The 21,425-nt window shown below is 58.2% G+C and carries 25 protein-coding genes; 24 read left to right on the top strand and 1 reads right to left on the bottom strand.

Going from position 1 to position 21,425, the window contains the following annotated elements:
- Positions 1-5: 5 nt before the first annotated feature.
- Positions 6-707, bottom strand: coding sequence for a 7-cyano-7-deazaguanine synthase QueC (gene queC, locus ACP39K_RS23660; protein ID WP_497008938.1), 702 nt, complete (start codon positions 705-707; stop codon positions 6-8).
- Between the two features lie 382 nt (positions 708-1,089).
- Between queC and traA the strand changes: the two genes are divergently transcribed.
- The 24 genes from traA to ACP39K_RS23540 all read left to right on the top strand — a co-directional run bounded on the left by traA (position 1,090) and on the right by ACP39K_RS23540 (position 21,423).
- Positions 1,090-1,455 carry a type IV conjugative transfer system pilin TraA gene (gene traA, locus ACP39K_RS23655; RefSeq protein WP_142106047.1) on the top strand — a complete coding sequence of 122 codons (366 nt, stop codon included), beginning with the start codon at positions 1,090-1,092 and terminating at the stop codon, positions 1,453-1,455.
- A gap of 9 nt (positions 1,456-1,464) precedes the next feature.
- Entirely contained in the window at positions 1,465-1,770 is a 306-nt protein-coding gene (traL, locus tag ACP39K_RS23650; protein ID WP_038883523.1) for a type IV conjugative transfer system protein TraL, read from the top strand.
- Positions 1,771-1,779: 9 nt separating this feature from the next.
- Positions 1,780-2,346: a type IV conjugative transfer system protein TraE gene (gene traE, locus ACP39K_RS23645; RefSeq protein WP_342135272.1), complete on the top strand. Its 567-nt coding sequence runs from the start codon at positions 1,780-1,782 to the stop codon at positions 2,344-2,346.
- A complete protein-coding gene (gene traK / locus ACP39K_RS23640) occupies positions 2,333-3,079 on the top strand; it encodes a type-F conjugative transfer system secretin TraK (protein WP_497008937.1) in 747 nt (248 codons plus the stop codon). Before traE ends, traK begins: the two co-directional genes overlap by 14 nt.
- The gene (gene traB, locus ACP39K_RS23635) at positions 3,066-4,463 is read left to right on the top strand and encodes an F-type conjugal transfer pilus assembly protein TraB (protein WP_497008936.1); all 1,398 of its coding nucleotides are present in this window, start codon (positions 3,066-3,068) and stop codon (positions 4,461-4,463) included. The genes traK and traB overlap by 14 nt, the downstream gene beginning before the upstream one ends.
- Positions 4,463-5,035: a hypothetical protein gene (locus ACP39K_RS23630; RefSeq protein WP_342135275.1), complete on the top strand. Its 573-nt coding sequence runs from the start codon at positions 4,463-4,465 to the stop codon at positions 5,033-5,035. The genes traB and ACP39K_RS23630 overlap by 1 nt, the downstream gene beginning before the upstream one ends.
- Entirely contained in the window at positions 5,032-5,253 is a 222-nt protein-coding gene (locus ACP39K_RS23625) for a hypothetical protein (RefSeq protein WP_197790225.1), read from the top strand. Before ACP39K_RS23630 ends, ACP39K_RS23625 begins: the two co-directional genes overlap by 4 nt.
- Positions 5,250-5,636 (top strand): hypothetical protein, encoded by a 387-nt coding sequence (locus ACP39K_RS23620; protein ID WP_497008935.1) that lies wholly within the window; start codon positions 5,250-5,252, stop codon positions 5,634-5,636. Before ACP39K_RS23625 ends, ACP39K_RS23620 begins: the two co-directional genes overlap by 4 nt.
- 24 nt (positions 5,637-5,660) lie before the next feature.
- A complete protein-coding gene (gene traV, locus ACP39K_RS23615; RefSeq protein WP_126502376.1) occupies positions 5,661-6,200 on the top strand; it encodes a type IV conjugative transfer system lipoprotein TraV in 540 nt (179 codons plus the stop codon).
- 12 nt (positions 6,201-6,212) lie between these two features.
- Entirely contained in the window at positions 6,213-8,843 is a 2,631-nt protein-coding gene (traC, locus tag ACP39K_RS23610) for a type IV secretion system protein TraC (RefSeq protein WP_172906404.1), read from the top strand.
- Positions 8,840-9,268: a type-F conjugative transfer system protein TrbI gene (trbI, locus tag ACP39K_RS23605; RefSeq protein WP_142106065.1), complete on the top strand. Its 429-nt coding sequence runs from the start codon at positions 8,840-8,842 to the stop codon at positions 9,266-9,268. The genes traC and trbI overlap by 4 nt, the downstream gene beginning before the upstream one ends.
- A complete protein-coding gene (locus ACP39K_RS23600; protein WP_172906402.1) occupies positions 9,265-9,498 on the top strand; it encodes a hypothetical protein in 234 nt (77 codons plus the stop codon). Before trbI ends, ACP39K_RS23600 begins: the two co-directional genes overlap by 4 nt.
- 218 nt (positions 9,499-9,716) lie before the next feature.
- A complete protein-coding gene (locus ACP39K_RS23595) occupies positions 9,717-10,433 on the top strand; it encodes a DsbA family protein (RefSeq protein ID WP_497008934.1) in 717 nt (238 codons plus the stop codon).
- Entirely contained in the window at positions 10,433-11,068 is a 636-nt protein-coding gene (gene traW, locus ACP39K_RS23590; RefSeq protein ID WP_094141464.1) for a type-F conjugative transfer system protein TraW, read from the top strand. The genes ACP39K_RS23595 and traW overlap by 1 nt, the downstream gene beginning before the upstream one ends.
- Positions 11,069-11,079: 11 nt before the next feature.
- Entirely contained in the window at positions 11,080-11,457 is a 378-nt protein-coding gene (locus ACP39K_RS23585) for a hypothetical protein (RefSeq protein WP_497008933.1), read from the top strand.
- Positions 11,454-12,452 (top strand): conjugal transfer pilus assembly protein TraU, encoded by a 999-nt coding sequence (gene traU, locus ACP39K_RS23580; protein WP_497008932.1) that lies wholly within the window; start codon positions 11,454-11,456, stop codon positions 12,450-12,452. The genes ACP39K_RS23585 and traU overlap by 4 nt, the downstream gene beginning before the upstream one ends.
- A 10-nt stretch (positions 12,453-12,462) precedes the next feature.
- Positions 12,463-13,137, top strand: coding sequence for a type-F conjugative transfer system pilin assembly protein TrbC (gene trbC, locus ACP39K_RS23575; protein WP_497008931.1), 675 nt, complete (start codon positions 12,463-12,465; stop codon positions 13,135-13,137).
- Positions 13,134-15,038, top strand: coding sequence for a type-F conjugative transfer system mating-pair stabilization protein TraN (traN, locus tag ACP39K_RS23570; protein ID WP_497008930.1), 1,905 nt, complete (start codon positions 13,134-13,136; stop codon positions 15,036-15,038). The genes trbC and traN overlap by 4 nt, the downstream gene beginning before the upstream one ends.
- A 41-nt stretch (positions 15,039-15,079) precedes the next feature.
- Positions 15,080-15,829 (top strand): type-F conjugative transfer system pilin assembly protein TraF, encoded by a 750-nt coding sequence (traF, locus tag ACP39K_RS23565; protein ID WP_497008948.1) that lies wholly within the window; start codon positions 15,080-15,082, stop codon positions 15,827-15,829.
- Positions 15,830-15,839: 10 nt separating this feature from the next.
- Positions 15,840-16,154 (top strand): hypothetical protein, encoded by a 315-nt coding sequence (locus ACP39K_RS23560; RefSeq protein ID WP_110147672.1) that lies wholly within the window; start codon positions 15,840-15,842, stop codon positions 16,152-16,154.
- Positions 16,138-16,692, top strand: coding sequence for a type-F conjugative transfer system pilin assembly thiol-disulfide isomerase TrbB (gene trbB / locus ACP39K_RS23555; RefSeq protein WP_497008929.1), 555 nt, complete (start codon positions 16,138-16,140; stop codon positions 16,690-16,692). Before ACP39K_RS23560 ends, trbB begins: the two co-directional genes overlap by 17 nt.
- Positions 16,689-18,059, top strand: coding sequence for a conjugal transfer pilus assembly protein TraH (traH, locus tag ACP39K_RS23550; protein ID WP_097103264.1), 1,371 nt, complete (start codon positions 16,689-16,691; stop codon positions 18,057-18,059). The genes trbB and traH overlap by 4 nt, the downstream gene beginning before the upstream one ends.
- Positions 18,059-20,893: a conjugal transfer mating-pair stabilization protein TraG gene (gene traG / locus ACP39K_RS23545; RefSeq protein ID WP_497008928.1), complete on the top strand. Its 2,835-nt coding sequence runs from the start codon at positions 18,059-18,061 to the stop codon at positions 20,891-20,893. The genes traH and traG overlap by 1 nt, the downstream gene beginning before the upstream one ends.
- Positions 20,890-21,423, top strand: coding sequence for a hypothetical protein (locus tag ACP39K_RS23540; protein ID WP_097103260.1), 534 nt, complete (start codon positions 20,890-20,892; stop codon positions 21,421-21,423). The genes traG and ACP39K_RS23540 overlap by 4 nt, the downstream gene beginning before the upstream one ends.
- Positions 21,424-21,425: the final 2 nt, after the last annotated feature.

Genomic DNA, 21,425 nt, shown 5'->3' with positions numbered 1-21,425 from the left:
ATGAGTTATATGGCCTGTTTTTTTTGCAGGCTTTTTTTTATTTCTTCTTTATTTTGTACGTATTCATTAAACCCCCTCGATCGTAGAAAACATGCGTCACATTTTCCACACCCAAAACTTTTAACTCCATTGTAACAAGTTAAAGTTTCATCTCTGATGAGTTCCAAACATCCCATATTGTCTGCTAATGCCCATGTTTCAGCTTTGTTTAATGACATTAGTGGCGTTACAAACCTGATATCTCTTCCTATTCCTAAACTTACTGCGTGGTTTAACGCTTTCACAAAAACATCACGGCAGTCCGGGTATCCTGAAAAATCAGTCTCACAAACACCTGTTATTACATCTTCCGCATTTACTTGAAATGCATAGATGGCGGCAAGGGTAAGGAATACGATGTTTCTGCCAGGAACAAACGTTGATGGTATTCCATCCGAATCAGCATTTTTGTGTTCGGGCACTTCAATCTCATTTCTAGTCAAACTCCTTATTGCTAACTCATTGATTACATTGACGTCTAAAATTTTATGTGAGCTTACGTTTAGCTTCTTTGCAAGTTGCTCCGCTATTTTAATTTCTTCACTGTGGCGCTGGCCGTAGTCGAAGGTTAAACAGTGCACGGAGTCATACTCAGCGAGAGCCTTCACTAAGCACGTAGTTGAATCTTGACCTCCACTGAATACAACTACTGCTGTTTTTCCTGACATATAAACTCCTTATTATTCAATTTGATGAAATCAAAAAGCATCATATGGTGCGTTTTGTGTTGCTTTGTTGTTGAATGTATTCTACAGTTTCATTGTTTTAGTTCAATCAGTCAAACCATTGGTAGCTGTAGATGGTCATCTCGTAGAGCAAATTCATCACACTCATACCACGAGATTAAATTTTAACTGAATGATTTTTATTGTTTTTTTGTGATTTGACTTCAAGTGGTTACATCAAAAACAGCTTGGCTTTTATCAAAGTATCTTTAATTTTCATAATGTAAGGGGGTGCTGCTAACTGTTCAAATAATCTCATTTCATACTAAGCCAAGGATGTTTCTCTATTGCATCCATAGATTTACTTCATTCAAGGATAATTTAAATGAATGCTTTATTAAGCGCTCAGGGGTCTTCTGTTGCCCAACGTCAGGGGTTTTCACTTCGTAAGCTGTTTTCTCGGCAACGCGTCGTGAATTTCCTCAAACTCGTTCTGCCTTTTGCCGTTCTGACCGCGTTATTCCCGCAGCTGGCGTTGGCTGCCGGGGCTTCCGGTGACTTGCTTAAAACGGGTGACGATACCGTTAAGCAGACCGCCGGCAGCGGCTCCACCATGTACAAGTGGATCATCCTCGGTGAGGTCGTGACCGGGCTGTGCCTCTATGTCTTCACGCACAGCTTCAAGTTCCTGTTCGGCTTCATCATCCTGTCCATCATCGGCAACGTCGGCATGAAGGTCGCCGGTTACTGAGGAGGCGTTATGTCGGGAGACGATATCAATCTTTACCGTTTCCCGAAAACACTGAACAACCAGGGCCGCTGGTTTGGTTTAACCCCTGACGAATTAATTCCCATTGTGCTTTCTGCCTGCTGGTTCTTTTGGCAGGGCAAACAGATTGCGGGGATTATCGTGGCGGCACTGGTTTATCTGGCAATACGCAAAGTTAAAAAAGGGAAGGGCAGCGTCTGGTTGCGCGATTTGGCGTACTGGTATCTGCCCACCTTTATGTTGCGTGACCTTTATAAAAAAGTGCCGCCTTCGTGTTTTCGGCAATGGATTAAATAGGGTGAGGGAATGAAACATTCAGCCAGACTTAATTCCAACAGGATTATCGCCCTGAGTTTCGTGTTACTCGGTGTGCTGTTATTCCTGAGCATTGTTTCTATCGTCATTCTCTCCGTGACCAATTACAAACTACAGGGCGATCGTCAGGTCGTCGCCGTACCCATGTTGTTCAAGGCACCGTTTGCGATTTCAGAGAACAGTATGGACGCCGGCTATCTAGAGCAGATGGCGCTGAGCTTTGTCTCACTGCGTCTCAACGTCTCCCCTGAGACGGTTGATGCCTCGCATCAATTTCTGCTCACGATGGTCAAACCCGCCGCACAGAAGGAACTCAAGCTGACGATGGCCAAGGAGGCCAACCAAATCAAAAAGAATGACGTTAACGCGGCGTTCTTTAAAACCGGTGTTCGCGTCTATCCCGCCGAAGGACGTGTCGACATCCGCGGTGAACTCAAAACCTGGTTCGGCGACAGCAAGCCGGACTCGGTGCTCAAGCATTACGCCCTCTATATCGACAGAACTGACGGCGTGACCTGGCTGGCCAAATTTGTCGAGGTATCCGATGAAAACAAATAACCCCGTCCACGGATGGCTGATTGCCTGTGCGCTGACCGCTGTCGGCACTGCACATGCCGGCACGGTGCTGGCGCCAGTCACCATTCCTTTGCAGAACGGCAGTCAGGCGGCCGTGGCGCTCAGCAACAGCGAACCCAACCTTTTCAACGTCCCCGGCGACAGCGTGCTGGCGGTATCCGGCGTTGACGAGAACCTGGTGCGGTATGAACCGACCGCCAACGGCGGGCTGGTGCTCAGTACGCTCAACAAAAAGCCCTTCACCTTCGTCATTGAAACCGAGCGCGGGATGAATTTCTCCATTCGCGCAGTCCCACGCGCCGGCAGTGGCCGCACGTTCCAGTTGGTCAGTGGTGATCGTGGCGTGTCCGAGCCGGCCCGGATCTGGGAACAGTCACAGCCGTATGAGTCGATGCTGGTCGACCTCAACTGCTCACTGATGGAAGGGCGGTTGCCGGTAGGTTATGGCCAGGTGCCTGTGACCGCCGAGCAGCTGGCAGCGCCTTACGGCCTGCGTGCCGAGGCTGCCCAGGTCTGGAAAGGCCACAACCTCAAGGTGGTGCGCTTTACCGTCAGTAATCCCGGCACGTCCCCGCGCTGGGTGAACGAGCACGATTTCTGGACGGCGGGAGTGCGGGCGGTGATGTTCGACACGCCAACCCGCCAGATTGTTGCCGGCGGTCGTGCAGGTGTGTGGATCACCTTCTCCGGGGAGGCAGCCGATGGCCAACATTAATGTAATCGTCAAACGCAAACAGTTCCTGTGGGCTGGCGGCGTTGCGCTGGCGCTTGCAGCGGCCGTTGGCGTGGGCTGGTACGTCTCGCAGGACAGTGAGAGTGAACCGACGCAGGCCAGCGAACCGGCCCCTGACATGACCGGGGTGGTTGACAACACCTTCGGCGAGCGGGCGACCGAGAACGCCATCACGCAAACCCAGGTGGCGCAGGCCGAAATCAACAAGCAGTTCTCCTCGCTGCGTCAGGAGATCGACATGCTGAGTAAGGCGCACCAGGAAGACCAGAAGCGCATCAGCACGCTGGAAGACGAAAACCGCAAGCTTAATAACCAGACAGGTGGCGACGGGAGCCCAACACCAGGGAGCACCACGCCCGGCGCCACCGCCATTCCCCCTCTTGCTGCCGGTGTGACGCCGGAAGGTGAGCCGATGCCGTCAGCTTTCCCTCCGGCGCCAGGCGGCCCGGTGCCGCCGCCAACCGCCTTCTATCCGGGGCGCGGCGCGGTTCCTCCGCCGGTGGTGGACTACACGCCTGTTCCGGTGCCGGGCCAGCTGTATCGCAAGGTGCTGCGCCCGAAAGACGCCGGGAAGCCAAAGAAAAAGTACCCCTATATCCCGACCGGCAGCTTCGCCAAATCCATCCTGATTGAGGGGGCGGATGCCAACGCATCGGTAACCGGGAACACGGCCACGGTGCCGATGCAGGTGCGGTTGACCGGCCGGATCGAGATGCCGAACAGCAAGACCTACGACGCGACCGGCTGCTTTATCAGCATGGAGGCCTACGGTGACGTCTCCAGCGAACGTGCCATCGTGCGCACCCGCAAAATCAGCTGCATTCGGGGGGACGACATTATCGATCAGGACATCGATGGCCACGTTTCCTTTATGGGCAAGAACGGCGTTAAGGGAGAAGTGGTGATGCGTAACGGCAAAATCCTCGGCTTTGCCTGGGGCGCCGGTTTCCTTGACGGGTTGGGCGAAGGTGCCGGCCGGGCGGCGCAGCCGACTGTTGGTCTGGGCGCAACGGCCAGCATGGGCGCCGGCGACATTGCCAAATCGGCCCTGGGCGGGGGGGCCAGCAAGGCGGCGTCGACCCTCAGCGATTACTACATCAAGCGCGCTGAACAGTATCACCCGGTTATTCCGATCGGCGCCGGCAATGAAGTAACGGTGGTGTTCCAGGAAGGCTTCCAGATGAAAACCATCGAGGAAGTGGCGGCGGAAAAAGAGAACCGGCAGCAGGCGCAGACCGACGGGGGCAATCAGTCCAAGTCCGGGCAGAACCTGAACGGCTTCAACACCGATCAGATGCTGAACCATCTCGGCAAGGTTGATCCGGCCCAGTTTGGTATCGGCGCCTCAACGACAGGAGAAAGGTAATGGACAAGGCGATGCGCGCCATGTGGCGAATGAAGCATAAAGCTGTGCAAAAGCAGCTGAATAGGGAGGCGTGGACGTTGGTTCGCGATGACTGGCACCACTCGCGTTTTTTCCTATTCGCTGTGATGGCCAGCCGTTTGGTTAAAGGTTGGCTGTTGGCCATGACGACATTGCTCCTGGGATTGGGTGGCGGGCTGTTTGTCTTGTTTTTCCTGGTGCCCGAACGGTTCTACGCCGAGTTTATTGCTCTGGATCTTGCAGGGTTCATGCAACTGCGTGCGGCACTGAAAACCCTGCTGGTCGACTTCTCTTACCAATATGCGCCGGCGTTCGGGGTGCTGTGGATGGTGATGAGCGTTTGGCACCGCTACGTCGACCGTGCGCAGTCGCTGCGTGCTGCTGCGGGGCGTATGGCGTCTTCTCCCTTGGCTGACAACCGATCGCGTGCGCTTTACGCGGGAGAACAAGGGGAGGCACTGGCGCAGTCGATCCGGGATAACACCCAGGCAAAGGTTGTGTTCGCTGAAGGGAGCAAACACACCGGCGAACAGAAACGTGAGGAGAAACCATGAATAACAACGACAAACCCACTATCCGGCATTTCGATGACTTTCCCTTTACGGGCGACGTTTCTGCCTATGCGGGAAACATGATCGTCTTTGGCCGAACCGGCGCAGGGAAAACGGGGCTGCTGCAGTCCTCCATCGTGGGTGAATACAGTGCGGATGCCGTGCGGCAGGGCATTTCTATTGCGCCGACACCACCTTCAGAGGATGAGGCCAAATCATGACTGAACGAAAAATGACGGGGTTATATGTCTTTTTATTGCTGGCCTGGTGGGGCGGCTGGCTTGCGCTCGATGCGTGGCGCATTGAGAACCTGCTGACCGATGCCGACAAGTGGGCCGGTTTTCATCGTGACCTTCTTTGGTGTACGGCGTCGGCGGTGGTCTCCGCTTTTCTTTTCATAATGACCGCCGAGAAAAAATTCGCCGTTTACGTACTGCTGGGTGTCCTGGCTGCGGCAGTGGGCATCTCGACCGCGTTCGTCGTCGGTGACGCTTTTATTCACGGGAGATTTGATATGTCGCTGTTGTCGGATGCGATTTCGGTGGTTGGGATAGCGATGGTGCCGATGTTGCCGTTGGCAGCTTTTCTCGTGGAAATGTCTTAAGGAGACGAAATGAAAACGCACATCATGAAATCACTGCTTTTACTCCCCGCCTTGGGTGGCGTGCTGCTGCTGGCCGGTTGTGCCGGCGTCAGCAGCGAGTTCGGCTGTAACGCCACCACCTCCGACAGCTGCATGACGATGGAGCAGGCCAACGAGAAAGCCAAGTCACTGGAAGAGGGCGGCGGAGCAAAGCCGGCTGCGGCCGCATTGCCTCGCCTGGCTGACGGCGACTTTGCGGCGATTGGTCGGGATACCGGCCCGGTGCCGGTTGCGGTCGGCCGTTCGTCACGCTTGCTGCCCCGTCAGGGAGCTGTATCCCCGGCGCCAGCGGTGCCTGCGTATCCGGCGATCGCTGCGCCGGCCTCCATCGTGACGACCGTCAGCACCTGCACCTTGCCGCGCTGTGCCGGTGTCGGTAGCACCCGCCCGGCCCGCCAGGCCGAGCAGACCGCGCAGTTGTGGATCGCGCCCTGGATTGACAGCCAGGACGTCTATCACCAGCCGGGCAAGGTGCTGTTCGTGGTTAAACCGGCCGTCTGGGGCAAGCCCCAGTCCGTGTATTGACAGGAGCCCTTCATGAATTTGCTCGACAAGGTCACCCATACGGCAAACAGCCTGCTGTCGGCGCTAAAAATGCCCGATGCGTCCAGTCAGGCTAACCAGCTGCTCGGCGATATGCGTTTCCCGCAGCTGAGCAGCCTGTTGCCTTATCGTGATTATGACGAAAGCTCGGGGCTGTTCATCAATGACGGCTCTATCGGTTTTATGCTGGAAGTGCAGCCGCTGACCGGCGCCAGTCCGACCGAGGTGCTGGCCATCGAGAGCCTGCTGCGTACCAAACTGCCGCGCGGCGTACCGCTGTCTATCCATCTGATGTCCAGCAAGCGCGTGGGTGACCACATCGAGTCCGGCCTGCGTGATTTCTCCTGGTCGGGACGGGATGCCGACAAGTTCAATGCCATCACCCGCGCCTTTTACCTGACGGCGGCGGAAGACCGGTTTGCGCTGCCCCTCGGTGTCGATATTCCGTTGACCCTGCGTAATTACCGGGTATTCATCTCGATGTGCATCAAGGCCAGGCGCAATAACAAGGCCGCCTTTTTACAGATGGAGAACCTGGTGAAGGTGCTGCGTGCGTCACTGATGGGCGCCAAGATACCTTCCTGGCCGGTTGATGCCGGCGCCTTTATCAACGTGGTCGGCGAGATGATCAACCACGACCCCGATCAGTTGTATGACACGAAACGCACGCTCGACCCCTATCAGGATTTGAACTTTCAGTGCATCGACAACGGCTTCGGTATGAACGTTTACCCTGACTGCCTCAAGATAAACTTGCGCAGTGCGGGCCGTGAGAACGAGAGCGTGGCACGGGTGATGAATTTCCAGCTGGAAAAGAACCCAGACATGGCATTTTTGTGGGCCAGTGCCGACAACTACGGCAACCTGCTGAACCCCGAGTTGTCGATCGCGTGCCCGTTCATCATCACGCTGACGATGGTGGTCGAAGAGCAGGAGAAGAACCAGTTCGAGGCCAACCGCAAATACCTGGACCTGGAGAAAAAATCCCGCACATCCTATGCCAAGGTGTTCCCGAACGTGGTGGCGGAAGCCAAAGAGTGGGGGGAGCTGCGCGAGGCGCTGTCGTCCAATCAGACGGCGCTGGCCTCTTACTTCTACAACGTCACGGTATTTTGCGAAGACAACGATAACGTGGCGCTGCGCTGTGAGCAGGATGTCATTAACACCTACCGCAAAAACGGTATCGACCTGATCGCCCCACGGTTCAAGCAGCACTGGAATTTCCTGGCCTGCCTGCCGTTCATGGCCCATCACGGTGTGCTGGATGACCTGCGCAAACACGGCGCCGTGCACCGGGCCAAGACGCTGAACGTGGTCAATCTGATGCCGGTGGTAGCCGACAACCGTCTGGCACCGTCCGGCCTGCTGGCCCCCACCTACCGCAACCAGCTGGCGTTTATCGATATCTACGCCAAAGGTATGAAAAACCCCAACTACAACATGGCGGTGTGCGGGACGTCCGGCGCCGGTAAAACCGGACTTATTCAGCCGATGATCCGCAGCGTGATCGACGCCGGTGGTGTGGCCTGGGTGTTTGATATGGGCGCCGGCTACAAATCGCTTTGCGAGAACATGGGCGGCGTTTATATCGATGCTGAGTCGCTCAAGTTCAATCCCTTTGCCAACATCGTCAACATTAATGAAAGCGCGGAACGCCTGCGCGATCAGCTGTCGGTGATGGCCAGCCCGGACGGCAACCTGGATGAAGTCTCCGAGTCCCTGCTGCTGATGGCAGCGAAAGCGGCCTGGCTGTCCAAGGGGCGTTCGGCGCGCATCGATGACGTGGTGGATTTTCTGAAAGAAGCCATGGATGCCGAGGAGTACCGCCAGTCACCGCCGATCCGCACACGTATTCATGAGATGACCATCCTGCTCGACAAGTACACCCGAGGGGGCATTCATGGCGAGTTCTTCAACTCGGACGAACCGACGCTGCATGATGACGCCCGCATGGTGGTGCTGGAGATGGGGAGTCTGGAAGACCGGCCCGATCTGCTGGTCGCCGTGATGTTCTCCCTCATCATCTTTATCGAAGGTCGGATGTATCAGACGTCGCGTAAGACCAAAAAGCTCTGCGTCATCGACGAGGGCTGGCGCCTGCTGGACTTTGAGAACAAGAAGGTCGGCAAGTTCATCGAGAAAGGCTACCGCGTGGCCCGTAAACACGGCGGTGCCTACATCACCATCACGCAGAACATCAAAGACTTTGACTCCGAAGAGGCATCGAGCGCGGCGCGGGCTGCCTGGGCCAACTCGGCGTACAAGGTCATCCTGATGCAGGAGGCGATGGCGTTCAAAAACTACAACCAGGAGTACCCGAACAATTTCAGTCAGTTGGAACAGGACGTTATCAATCGCTTCGACGATGCGGTGGCGCAGGGCTTCAGCTCGTTCCTGTTGATGGTGAATGGGCGCAGTTCCTGGCACCGGCTGTTTGTCGACCCACTCAGCCGCGCACTCTATTCGTCGCGCGGGGAAGACTTTGAGTTTATCCAGAGCCGGCGCGCGCAGGGAATGTCGGTGCACGATGCCGTTTACGCGCTGGCCTGTCAGGAGTTTGGTGACGAGATGGCGCGACTGGAGCAGTGGGTCGCGCGGCAGGCTAACCGGAGGATGGCGGCATGACAGGCACTGAACTGCAGGTGATTCAGCGGGGGAACGCGGGCGGACAACGGTCAGACCGCCGGCTGGCGCTGTGGGGCTGCGGCGCGGTGGTACTGGCCGTGCTGCTGAGCAGCCTGATGGCGCTGTGGCTGGTGCAGCGCCAGCCGGTGATTGTCACCTTCAACATGAAGCAGACCATGGAAGCGTTCTACGAGAGCGCCGGGAAAAAGGCCCTGCCCCCGGAACAAAGCAAACAGCTGGCCACGCGCTTTGCCGGTGCGCTGGAAGCCAGTATCACGCACTACCAGCAGCGCAACAACGTGATCATTCTGGTCTCGCCGGCGGTGGTGGGCGGGGCAAAAGACGTGACGCGCGAACTGCAGCGGGATATTGCCCGTCGCATGCAGGGGAATGCTGCCGTGCGTCAGGAAGGAGGCCATCCATGAACCTGAGTGTTGGCGCCAGGCTGCTGGTTCTTGGCGTGGTCGTGGTGTGCTGGGCGGCGTTGTACTGGCCAAAAGATAACGACGCACGCCAGAACGCGTTTGTTGACGTGGCTCGCGAGTACCTCCTGGCACACCCGGAGGCACTGGCGCCGATGTGCAAGACATTAGAAATACGGCAGCAGGGGAACATGAATAACCCCGCTAATGCAGTGAAAGGAGTTCAACCATGAATCGAAATCTCCGAGATAGGGTGTTTTTGCTGGCGGTTATTGCTCTATTCCCTGTGGCTGCCGCCATTGTTGCCCTTCAATTCTTACCGTCGAAGAACAAGCAGCCAGAGGCCGCGACGTCGACGCCCCCCCAAGTTCACTGGGAGACACCTCGACTGCGTGGCATCGATTATCCGCCGACGTTACCGTCCGTTAACGCCTTGCCCGAGCCGAGTCCGGTGTTTACTCCGGCGCAGCAGGAGGCCATCGGCCCGCTTGCCCGCGATTACCTGCTGGCGCACCCGGAAATCCTGATGCAGATGAGCGAGAAGCTGGAGGCGCAGCAGCAACGGGCGGCCAATCGCACGGTGCAAACCGCGTTGACCACGCAGCCGGAACTGCAGGCGACGTTATTGCACGATCCGGCGACGCCGGTTGTGCATCCTGACGGCGGCGTGACTGTGGTGCAGTTCTTCGATTATCAGTGCATCTGGTGCGCGCGTATGGCGCCGGTGGTGGCCGACTTTGTGCGGGACAATCCCGATGTGCGCTTTGTGTTCAAGGAGTTCCCCATTTTTGGCAGCCGCTGGCCGATGTCGGTGCAGGCGGCACGTACCGGCCTGACGCTGTGGCAACTCAAGGGCGGCGAGGCCTATCTGGCCTACCACAATGCGGTGTTTGCCTCCGGTGAGAACGAAGGGCGTTTGTCCCAACCCACGCTTAATGTGGCCCTCCAGAGCGCCGGCGCCGCGCCGATGACCGTGCTGCCCGAGACGGAGAAAACGCTGCTGGCCACGCGTGAACTGGCCCAGCAGCTGAACATCAGCGGCACCCCCGCCTTTATCGTCATGCCGACCCGAGATGCGCGGGCGGATCAAGTGACACCGCTGTATGGCGCCGTGGATGTGACGGCGCTGCGGGCCGCTGTCGCACAGGCAAAAGCAGGAGGCAACTGATGCGCCTTGTCTGCTTAGTGTTCTCATTATCACTGCTGCCTTGCATGGCGGTGGCCAAAGACTTCGGCACCTGGGGCGACCTGTACCCGGTGGCCGAGCCTGACATGCTGCAGACCATTCACGAACGTCTGACCGAATTGAAGCGCAGCGGCCGTTGGGAGCAGGAGATGACGGCGTTCAAAGCGCGTACCGTGAAGCACAGCCAGCGGCCTGAGCCGGTCGCCGGCATCGGCAGGACCGAGCGCTATGCCGAACGTTTCTTCGACCCAAGCGTACAGCTCTCTTCTGACCTGAAAGACGACAAGGGGCGCGTGTTTGCTCGCAAGGGCGACGTTATCAACCCGCTGGCCACCGTGCCGTTCGCCCAGACGCTGTATTTCATCGACGGCGACGATCCGCAGCAGGTTGCCTGGATGAAGGCGCAGCAGCCGGAGACCCTGATGGTGAAGGTCATTCTGGTCAACGGCGACATTCCCAAGACCTCTGCCGCGCTCGACAGCCGTATCTACTTCGATCAGGGCGGGGCGCTGTCGCGCCGGTTCGGGCTGACGACGGTGCCGGTGCGCATCACGGCGGCGCCGAGCGGCCTGCGGCTGCGTATCGAATCCATTCCTGCCGCCGGCAGCGCGAACTGAAGGGGACCAGTATGTTTGTGACACGTAAACGTTTTATTGCGACCGAGAATCAGCTGCAGAGCTGTCGCCAATTGCTGGCCGCGCGCCACGGCGAGTTGATGGCCATCCGCCAGGCGGCGTCGGCAAAGGGTGGGATCTACAAATGCATTCTGGAGTGCCGTGAGGTAGCCCATGAGCTGCGTGAACAGCTTCCTGCCGATCAGGACGGCCACAGCCCTTATTTGTTCGACAAGCTGGCGCTTATCGACAGTCTGCTGGGCACCCTGGCTGCGTTATTACCGCCGCAGGATGAGGCACGTCCCACCGCCCGGATGGTTGCCGCCGGTGATGTGCAAGAGATTTACCGGGGAACGCAGTGGGCGACGCATTGCCAGGAGCGTCGCGCATGATCCGTTGCTGGCTCTCGGCGTTGCTGGTCGCGGCAGGCCTGTTTTCGGCACCGTCTCAGGCAGCGGATGCGGCCTGTCAGGGGCGCTTTGTTAACCCGATCACCGATATCTGCTGGCGCTGCATCTTCCCGCTCTCGATTGGGAGCATTCCGGTCGGGAAAGGGGATTTGCCGGATACCGGCAATCCGGGCAGCCCTATCCAGTTCTGCCCCATGCCGCCGCCGATTTTTCAGCGTATCGGGATGGCGATGGGGTACTGGGAGCCGATGGCCATGACTGACGTGACCCGTTCGCCGGGCTGTATGGTCAACCTCGGCGGCTTTAGCATCAACCTCGGCAAGATTGGCACCGGCACCGGCGGCAGCAGTGGCAAGGGGGACGTGACCACCGCGTTCTATCACGTCCATTGGTACAAGTACCCGCTGACCTACTGGCTGAACATCATCACCTCCGCGGGCTGTCTGCAGGGTGGGGACATGGATATCGCCTACCTGTCGGAAATCGATCCAACCTGGGTGGACAGCAGCCTGACCACCATTCTCAACCCGGAGGCGGTGGTCTTTGCCAACCCGTTGGCGCAGGGCGCCTGCGCGGCCGACGCCATTGCCAGCGGCTTCCATCTGCCGCTCGACGCATTGTTCTGGTGCGCCGGCAGTCAGGGGTCGATGTACCCGTTCAACGGCTGGGTCGCCAAGGAAATCAGTCCGCTGCAGTCGTCGGTGCTGGTCTCGGAAAAGATGGCGTTCAAGCTGCACCGCCAGGGGCAAATCATGGAGTCCATCGGCAAAGACCGGGCGGTCTGCTTCGAGTATCCGTCGCCGATCATGCCGAAAGAGCGCTGGCGCTATCAGATGGTGAACATGTACCCGGACAGCGCCCGCTGTCACCCGATGGGGCGCAGTGTGATGCGCTGGGAAGTGGGCCACAACTCGCCGGCCAGCAAGAAGAACTTCGGCTACGTCATGTGGCGCAAGCGTAACTGCGTCTTTTTATAAGGAGAAGGCCATGACGACATACAGCAAGGCTATAGGGCTGCTGACAGTGCTCCTGACGGCGGCAACCGTACCGATGATCGCTGTCGGGCAAACGGCGGCAGACTCTGTTGCTACTGCACAGCAGCAGGCGATCGTCCAGGTGGACAGCAACCGGGCATGGCTGCGCGAGCAGGAAAAGCGCTCGGCTGACCTGCACCAAAACACCCCGGTGCCAGAGTTCCTGCGCAATCAGCCCCAGCGTTCGCTGGCCCAGGACGACCAGTCCTTTATTGACCAGCTGGCAGCGAAAAAGCGTCAGGACGCCGCCGAGCAACCGGCCGAAGGGGCGCTGTACTTCGTGTCCTTCGCTATTCCCGAGGAGGGAATGCGCCGCATGCTGCAAGAGGCGCGTCGCTTCGGCATTCCAGCTACGTTGCGCGGCATGGTGAATGGCGACATGCGCGAAACGGTGCAGCGGGTGCAAAAATTGGTGGAAGCGGGCGGCATCGACGGCGTGCAAATCGACCCGCAGCCCTACAGCCAGTTCGGCATCACCGCCGTGCCAGCGCTGGTCGTGCGCTGCGCGGCCGGCTTCGATGTGGTGCGCGGCAACTTGCTGATGGCGCAGGCGCTGAAGAAGGTCGCCAAAGACGGCGACTGTGCCGCCACGGCTCAGGCGCTGCTGGACAAGGAGAGCGGAAAATGACCCACCTGGTGAAGTCACTGCCCGGACTGCTGGCAACACATGCCCTGGTGCTGGGGACGTTTATCTTCGCCACCGGCGATTGCCGGGCGGAAGGTGATGACGTGTTCCAGACCGGCAGCGAGTTTGCCAAACAAGTCGCCGGTCAGGGTACAGGGACGCTGCAGAACACCAACCCGGCGAACGTGTTGCCGAACTACACCGACAACCCGAAAGAAAAAGGCTATTACGGCGGCGTGACGGCCGGGGATGCCAACAATCTCAAGACCGACGGCGGCACCGCATGGGGCCAGACCGAGGTCGGGCAGGCGGTGACCGATTCGGTGCTCAAGAACCCCAAGGAGCCGATTTCTCACGATGCGCCCTTTATTCAGGCCGGCAAGGAGATTGAAGGCAAGGCCGAGAGCATCGTCGGCAAGACCGGCCCGGACTGCAAGGCCGAACAGGTGACGCGCAGTGAGTTCACCCGCCATGTGTGCGAGCGCGATACGGCGGTGATGCGCACCTGCGAGCGCGCCACCGACATCGGTGGCCACCATGAGACCCGTTATGAAGACCGTAACGCGCACATCGATAAATCGATGATCCGTTGGTGGAAAGAGGGCAACCGCATTCACGGCACCTTTACGGCGCCGTTTACCGGCAAGCTCACGACGGGGTCGATATACCTCGAGCTGCAGGACGATCTGCACAGCTATGGTGTGCCGCTGGCCTTTTCACTGCTGGGGAATGAGGTGCGCTATGGTCGTCAGGACTGGGGCAGTCGGCCGCTGAACGTCGGTAACGTCACGCTCACGCAGGGTCAGCAGGTCGATATATTCCTCACCATGGACCCCGGTGGCCATCTGGATACCTTTCTGGATGCGATGGTCAGGCAGTTGAGCGGTGGCGGGGGCGGCTCGCCGATGGTGTTCTACGTGAAGTTCGACGGCAGTTCGTCGGTGCAGGTCTGGGTGCCGACCACATCGACACCGGCCGACTGTCCACTGGCGCAGGAGGCCGGGGCGGTGAAGGTCAATACCGTTTGCAGTGAGCCGGGCGGCGAGAGAACCGTTACGGTCAACGGCCAGACCTACCCGGTGTGGGCCAGCTGCTGGCGCTTTACCGACACCTATCGGCTGCAGGAGGCCGGCCAGGGCAGCTGCGAAGCCTATGCCAACAATCCGGCCTGCACTATTGCCACGCACGGCTGTGCCTTCTCCGATGAGTATGGCCAGTGCCTGCACGAGAACGTGACCTACTCCTGCGAAACCCGCACCACCGGGAATGTGATGTTGTGCGGTGGCCAGATGTACTGCCTGGACGGGGAGTGCGACAAGGCGCAGAAGGGCACCCAGGGCAACGACTTTGCGCACGCCGTTTCCGAGCTGGCCGCGGTGGCGGCCGCCGGCAAGGACGTGGCGGCGCTGAACGGCATCGATGTGCGCGCCTTCACCGGTAAGGGACAGTCCTGCCGCAAGGCGTTTGCCGGTTTCAGCGACTGTTGCAAGGACTCCGGGTGGGGTAACAGCGTCGGGCTGGCGCACTGCGACAGCGAAGAGAAGGCGCTGGGCAAGGCGAAAGAGAACAAATTGACCGTCAGCGTCGGCGAATACTGCAGCAAGAAAGTGCTGGGTGTCTGCCTGCAGAAGAAGCGCAGCTACTGCCAGTTCGACAGCAAGCTGGCGCAGATTGTTCAGCAGCAGGGGCGGGCATGGCAGCTGGGTATCGGCTTTGGCGACGCAAAATCACCGGACTGCCGGGGCATTACCGTAGACGAGCTGCAGCGCATCAACTTCGACCAGCTGGACTTCGCCAATTTCTATGAAGACCTGATGAAGAACCAGAAGGTGCCCGAAGACGCGGCACTGCTGGAGAAGGTTAAGCAGCAAATTGCACAACGTATGCAGGAGGCAGCCAAGTGAAAACGCGCGGGACTTCAAATGTCAATTTGGCGGCACGCGGGTTGGCCAACCGCAGGGCGGCAGCGTTGTTGGGTCTGAGCCTGCTGGGCGCGGCGTTCACTGCGCAGGCCGGCGGCTGGCAGTGGTATGAGCGGGAATCCAAACCCGCTGACGAGGATATGCCACTGCAGGCTGCAGCCCCGGCAGCCCCGGCCGGCGCACTGGAAAAGCTGCAGCTGCTGCAGCAGGCGCTCAAGGAGCGGCTTGCTGACGCCATCCTGTACCCCAGCACGGAGAACTTCGTGAAGTTCTTCCAGATGCAGAACTACTTCACCCAGCAGGCGGGGCTGTTTGAGCGCTCCGCGCAGCGCGCGTTCCTGGCGCACCCGGAGCTGGATTACAACCTGAAACACAGTCATTACAACGGCACGGTAAAGAGCCAGTTGGCGGCCGATTTCGCTGCCCAGCGCGAGGCCATCGGCCAGCTGGCGCAGCGTTATGGCGTGATGCTGTTTTATCGCGGCGCCGAGCCTATCGACGGCCAGCTGGTGAGCGTGGTGAAGGGCTTTCGGGATAGCTACGGGCTGTCGGTGGTGCCGGTGACCGTTGACGGGGTGGTTAACCCTGCGATGCCGGAGAGCCGGCGTGATGCGGGGCAGGCGCAGCGGCTGGGTGTCAGTCACTTCCCGGCACTGATGCTGGTTGATCCGCGCAGCGGCGCGGTCAAGCCACTGGCCTACGGCTTTATCAGTCAGGACGACCTGGCGCGGCAATTCCGCGACGTGTTAACCGATTTCAAACCGAACTATTAAAGGAACGTGAATGCGTAAATTCAAATTTCCCCAGGTTGACGTTGCCGGCATGTGGATGGTCGGGCTGGGTTTGTGGTGCAACATGATAGCGGGCTGCGTCTGGTCTTTGCCGGATTTTGCCTGGGGGCTGGCCAAGCTGTTAGCCGTCAGCCTGATAGTTATCGGCGGCTATCGCATTCTGGATGCTATTGCGACCCGCGTGGCGGATGAAAGGCTGGCACCTGAGAAGGCGGCCTATCGTGCGCAGCATGGTGATACTGAAAGCACCGATGCGTCGCGGGCGGATGAACCTGTTCAGGAGAAGCCCCATGCACCAACGCACTGAGCGAATGATGATGACATTACTGGCGCTGCTCGGCTTGGGCATGTCGACAGCCAACGCGAGCACGCGCGATGAGATTGCTCAGCTGCAGTATTCAGCGCAGCAGCGGGCACAGGCGGGAACGGCGACCGATAGCCGCGTCGCCGCCACTCAACCGGCACGGTGGCTGACACTCAGCAACGGGGCGCGCGTCAACCTCAATGACTGGACGGTGGTGCTGTTCATGCAGGGACACTGCGGCTATTGCCAGAAGTTCGATCCGCTTATCAAGGCAATGTCTGCACAGCACGGCTTCCCGCTGTTTGTTTACACCTTCGACGGCCAGGGCGACCAGACGTTTCCCGAAGCCATTCCGGCGCCACCGGACGTGATGCGCACCTTCTTCCCCGGCCTGCCGGTGGCCTCGCCGACGACGTTTTTGGTGAATGTGCATACGCTGGCGACGTACCCCCTTATCCAGGGGGCGGCGGATGAAGCCGGCTTTATGGCGCGGCTCGATACGGTGTTGCAAGACGCAACGATGCGGGGAGGTGCACGATGACACGCAGGCTGACACAGTTGTGCTGTGGCGTGGTGATCGGGTTGTTTGTCGGCGCCGCCTCGGCCGACATGAACAGCGACATGAACCACTTTTTCGACAAGCTGGGGTTTGAATCCAACACTACCATGCCGGGCGTCTGGCAGGGGCAGGCCGCCGGTTATGCCTCCGGCGGCTCCATCTATGCGCGCACCGGGGTGCGTCAGGTACAGCTGGTGTCGATGACGTTGCCGGATATCAATGCCGGCTGCGGCGGTATCGATGCCTACCTGGGATCGTTCAGCTTTATCAATGGCGAACAGCTGCAGCGCTTTACCAAACAGATCATGTCGAACGCCGCCGGCTACTTCTTTGACCTTGCGCTGCAGACTACGGTGCCGGAGCTGAAGGATGCCAAGGACTTCATCCAGAAGATGGCCAGCGACATCAACAGCATGAACATGAGCAGCTGTCAGGCCGCTCAGGGTATTGTCGGCGGGCTGTTCCCGCGCACCCAGGTCTCGCAGCAGAAGGTCTGTCAGGATATCGCCGGGCAGTCGAACATCTTCGCCGACTGGGCGGCATCCCGTCAGGGTTGTACGGTGGGCGGGCAGGGCGAATCGGTGCGCGACCGTGCCGGAGAGAAGGACAAGGAACGCGTCTCCAAAAACATCAACATCATGTGGGATGCGCTTTCCAAAAATCAGATGTTCAGCGGCAACAAGGAGCTGAAAGAGTTTGTGATGACGCTGACCGGCTCACTGGTTTTTGGCGCCAACGGCGAAATTACCCCACTGGCGCCGAAAACCACCGACCAGAGCATTATCCGGGCGCTGATGGAAGGCGGCACGGCGCGCATCTATCACTGCAATGACAGCGACAAGTGCTTGAAAGTGGTGGCCGACAGCAGCGTCACCATTAGCCCGGAACGGGCACTTAAGGGGCAAATTCTCGACATGCTGACCAGCATCAAGAGCAAGGCGCGGGACGATGTGCCGCTGACCGAAAAGGAAAAGGGGCTGATTTCCGGCACGCATGTGCCGTTGCTGACCTACCTGGTCGACCCGCAGATGCTGGGTGTCGATAACTCGCTGGTCTACAGTCTGGCGGATTACGTCGGCTACGACATCATGCTGCAGTACCTGCAAGAGCTGATGAGCGGCGCCCGCGCCATGCTGGCGGTGGGCAACTACCCGGAGGCGACGATGGAGCAAATCAACAGCAACTTCACTCAGGCCAACCAGCTGCTGGCCTCGCTGCAGTCCCGGGTGCAGGTGCAGACCGATGCGCTGCTGGTTGTTGACCAGCAGATGCGTTACATGCGCCAGCAGGTGTCGGCACGCATGCTGACGCGTTATCAGGACAATTATCGTTTCGGGGGAGGTCAATAATGGCAGCAGAAATCTACGTTATCGGCGGCGGTGACTGGATGCGCGAGACCCTCAATGCGGTAGCGGCGTTCCTGCATTCCGACAGCTGGTACTACATACGTCATGTGGGCACACTGGCCGGCCTCTATGTCCTGATGGTGCAGTGGATACGCACGCACGACATCATGCATATCCTAACCTGGATTTTTGTGTTGATAGGCGTTGCCATAGTAGTGAGCAGTGGACCGCGGGTGCAGGTCGTCGATATCACCAACCCGCGGGACGTCTATGTCGTCGATAATGTGCCGCTGGGCATCACCCTGCCGGCATCGCTGTTTACCCAGTTCGGCATGCTAATGGTGCGAGGCTATGAGGTGGTATTCAGTCAGCCGGATGTGGCGACCTACAGTCAAACCGGCATGCTGTTCGGCTCTTCTTTAATGGCGCGCAGCACCGACTTTACCGCGCAAAACCCGGAGCTGACCGACCTGTTTGCCGATTATGTGCAGAACTGCGTGATTGGCGACATCCTGCTAAACCGCAAATACAGCCTGAACGAGCTGATGAACTCGGCTGACCCGTACACGCTCATCTTCAGTAAGCCGAGCCCGCTGCGCGGCCTGTTCGGCAAGGACGGCAAGTTCATGACCTGCGAGCAGGCGGCTGCGCCGCTCAAGAACATGCTGGGTCTGGAAGGGCAGACCGGCAGCCCGACCTGGCATTACTATGCCCGTCAGCTGTTCGGCGGAAAACCGGATGCCGACCTGCTGTTCGGCCAACTGCTCGGCAACAGCTACCAATATTTTTACCAGAACAAGAACTCGGCCTCCGACATCATCAAGCAAAATGTGGTGATGAACGGCCTGCGCAGCGGAATACTCAGCTACGCCTCGCGCAGTAACGACACCGCCGGCATGCTCAATATCGCTACCACCTCGGCGCTGGAGAAACAGCGGCTGTCGCAGGCCACCATGGGCCAGGTGGCGATGCGCATGTTACCGACCCTGCATGTGGTGATGATGGGGATCATGATGGGCGTATTCCCAATGATCATCCTTGTGGGGCTGGTTAATCAGGGTTGGCAGGTATTCAAGGGCTACGTGTTCGCCTGGCTGTGGCTGATGAGTTGGCCGCTGCTGTACGCCATCCTCAACAGTGCCATGACCTTCTACGCCCGCAAGATGGGCAGCCCGGTGGTGCTGGCCAACCTGTCGGTGGTGCAGCTGAACTACTCAGACATCGCCACCACGGCCGGCTATATCTCGATGTTTATCCCGTTCATCTCCTGGTATATCGCCATTGGTCTGGGCAACGCACTGAACAGCATCGGCCACTCGTTCAACAACGCGGCGGCCGGCGCCAGCAGTGCGGCAGCGAGCACCACGACGGACGCCAACTACAGCTTCAATAACATGCAGTCGGATAACGTCACCGGCAGCACCTGGGATACCAACAGCGTGGTGCGCACCGGGCAGATGACCAAACAGCTGGGCACCGGCGGCAGCCAGACCCGGACCGCCGACGGCAGCCAGGTGTTCGATGCCACCGGCTCGACGTCGCGCATTCCGGTAGATATTGGCGTGACACGTCAAATCTCGACGGCGCAGCAGCAGATGGCGCGTGAAGCGGAGAGCCAGGCAGAAACGGCGATGCACGGCTTCAACAGCAATATCAGCAGCGCCTGGACGCAACTGTCGCAGTTCACCGGTCAGCGTGGCAGCAGCGACACGATGACCAGTGGCGCCGATACGGCGCAGAACAGCCAGTCCAGTATCGCCGCCCACAAGATGGCCAGCGCGGTGGACAGCTATGCCAAGGCCAACAATATCAGCCATGAACAGGCGACGCAGGAATTGGCTGCCAAATCTGTCGATGCTACCGCAGGTTTTGAATCAAGGATTGGCACTCGAGGTTCTGCCGGCGTGAGAGTCTTTGGTAATGGTGCAACGATAGAAGGTTATGCTGGATTAAACGCAGGTATCAGGGGTTCTGACACCGATTCACACTCAGCCAGTAGCGGCACGCGTGGCAGCCAGGATGCACGTCACGATCAGAGCGCTCAGGCTGCTGCTGACTTTAAGGAGGGGATGGATTATCTGACCAGTCAGCGCACCAGCCAGTCCGGGGGCCATACCGACAACAACGCGGACTCGCGTGTCGATCAGCTGTCGGCATCATTGTCCGGGGCCAAGAGCAGTTACGAGCAGTACAGCAGCGCGCACACCCGCAGCCATGAACTGTCCGAGCAAGCTTCCCGTACCGAAAGTCTCAGCGCCGATATGCGTGAGAACCTGAGTCAGCAGTTTGCGCAGTATGTGATGCAGCGGTCACCTGATGAGGCCGGAAATATTTTGACCGGGCATTCATCTGAGGCAGTGTCTGCGCGTCAGCAACTGGCCCGCGAGTTTGTACGTGACCAGGTGGCGCCGCAGGTGAACGCACAATATCAGGTCAATCGCGAGGGGCTGGGGGCGTCGATGGGTTCTACAGGGGGCGGTGGTAGTGCCGGCGACATCACCAGCGACCATCAACGCCATCAAAGTGCGGTAGACGAGCGAACCGCAGCGGCGGGGATCAAAAGTGATGTAGGCGATCAGGTTAAGGGGATGATTGAAAATAATCATACCCAGCAGCGGGAGACGCAAGGCCAGATCACGTCGCAACAGCAGCAGATCAGTAATCAAAGGGGGGCGCTTGAGACAAATCATACTTCTGCTCGTGATACACAGAACAAAGCATATGCAGATGAGAAACAACGCCAAGGTGCTGCGCCTGGGGCTAAATCGCAAGATGAATTAACGAAGCGCGCAATCGATATGCAAGAAAAATTTAATAAAGAACGGGGTGGAAAATGACTATTACACACAAAACAGTGAAAGAAGAAACTGAGATTTTGAAATCAATTGTAGACAGCGGTGATATAAGAATCCCCGATTTTTGGGCCTGTGCTTGGCCAGGATTCGCTTTTGTACTGTGGTTAGCTGTTTGGCCGGCGTTCACTTTTGGCTTTTTCACTACACCAAGTGAAGGTACTTTAATAGCAATGGGGTTTGGGGTATTTTTTGGATTTATTATCAGTATCGCTATTTTTAATGTTCGCAGCCTTTATTTGTCGTTGCCAGAGTCATTTCGAAAAAGTTCGAAGATAGTTGCAATGATCAACAATAAAATTGTGATATATCTTTCTGTTTTTATTGTAATAAATGTGCTGGCCGGACTGGTGTCAGAAAATAGCAAGGCGGGTGCTTTGCAATACCTTTTTCCCACGGTTTTTTCTTTTTGTATATTGGCTTTTATCTTTTCTGCCGACATCGGCCGCTACCGTCTATCCGCCTTTACTTCGGTGCTGGAACTCCTTAAATCCCGTAAACAGGGAGGGGAGTAACG

The sequence above is a fragment of the Serratia sp. EC4 genome (assembly GCF_059652115.1).
Note: the sequence above shows the minus strand (reverse complement) of the source record. Positions and strands in the feature narration are given on the sequence as shown.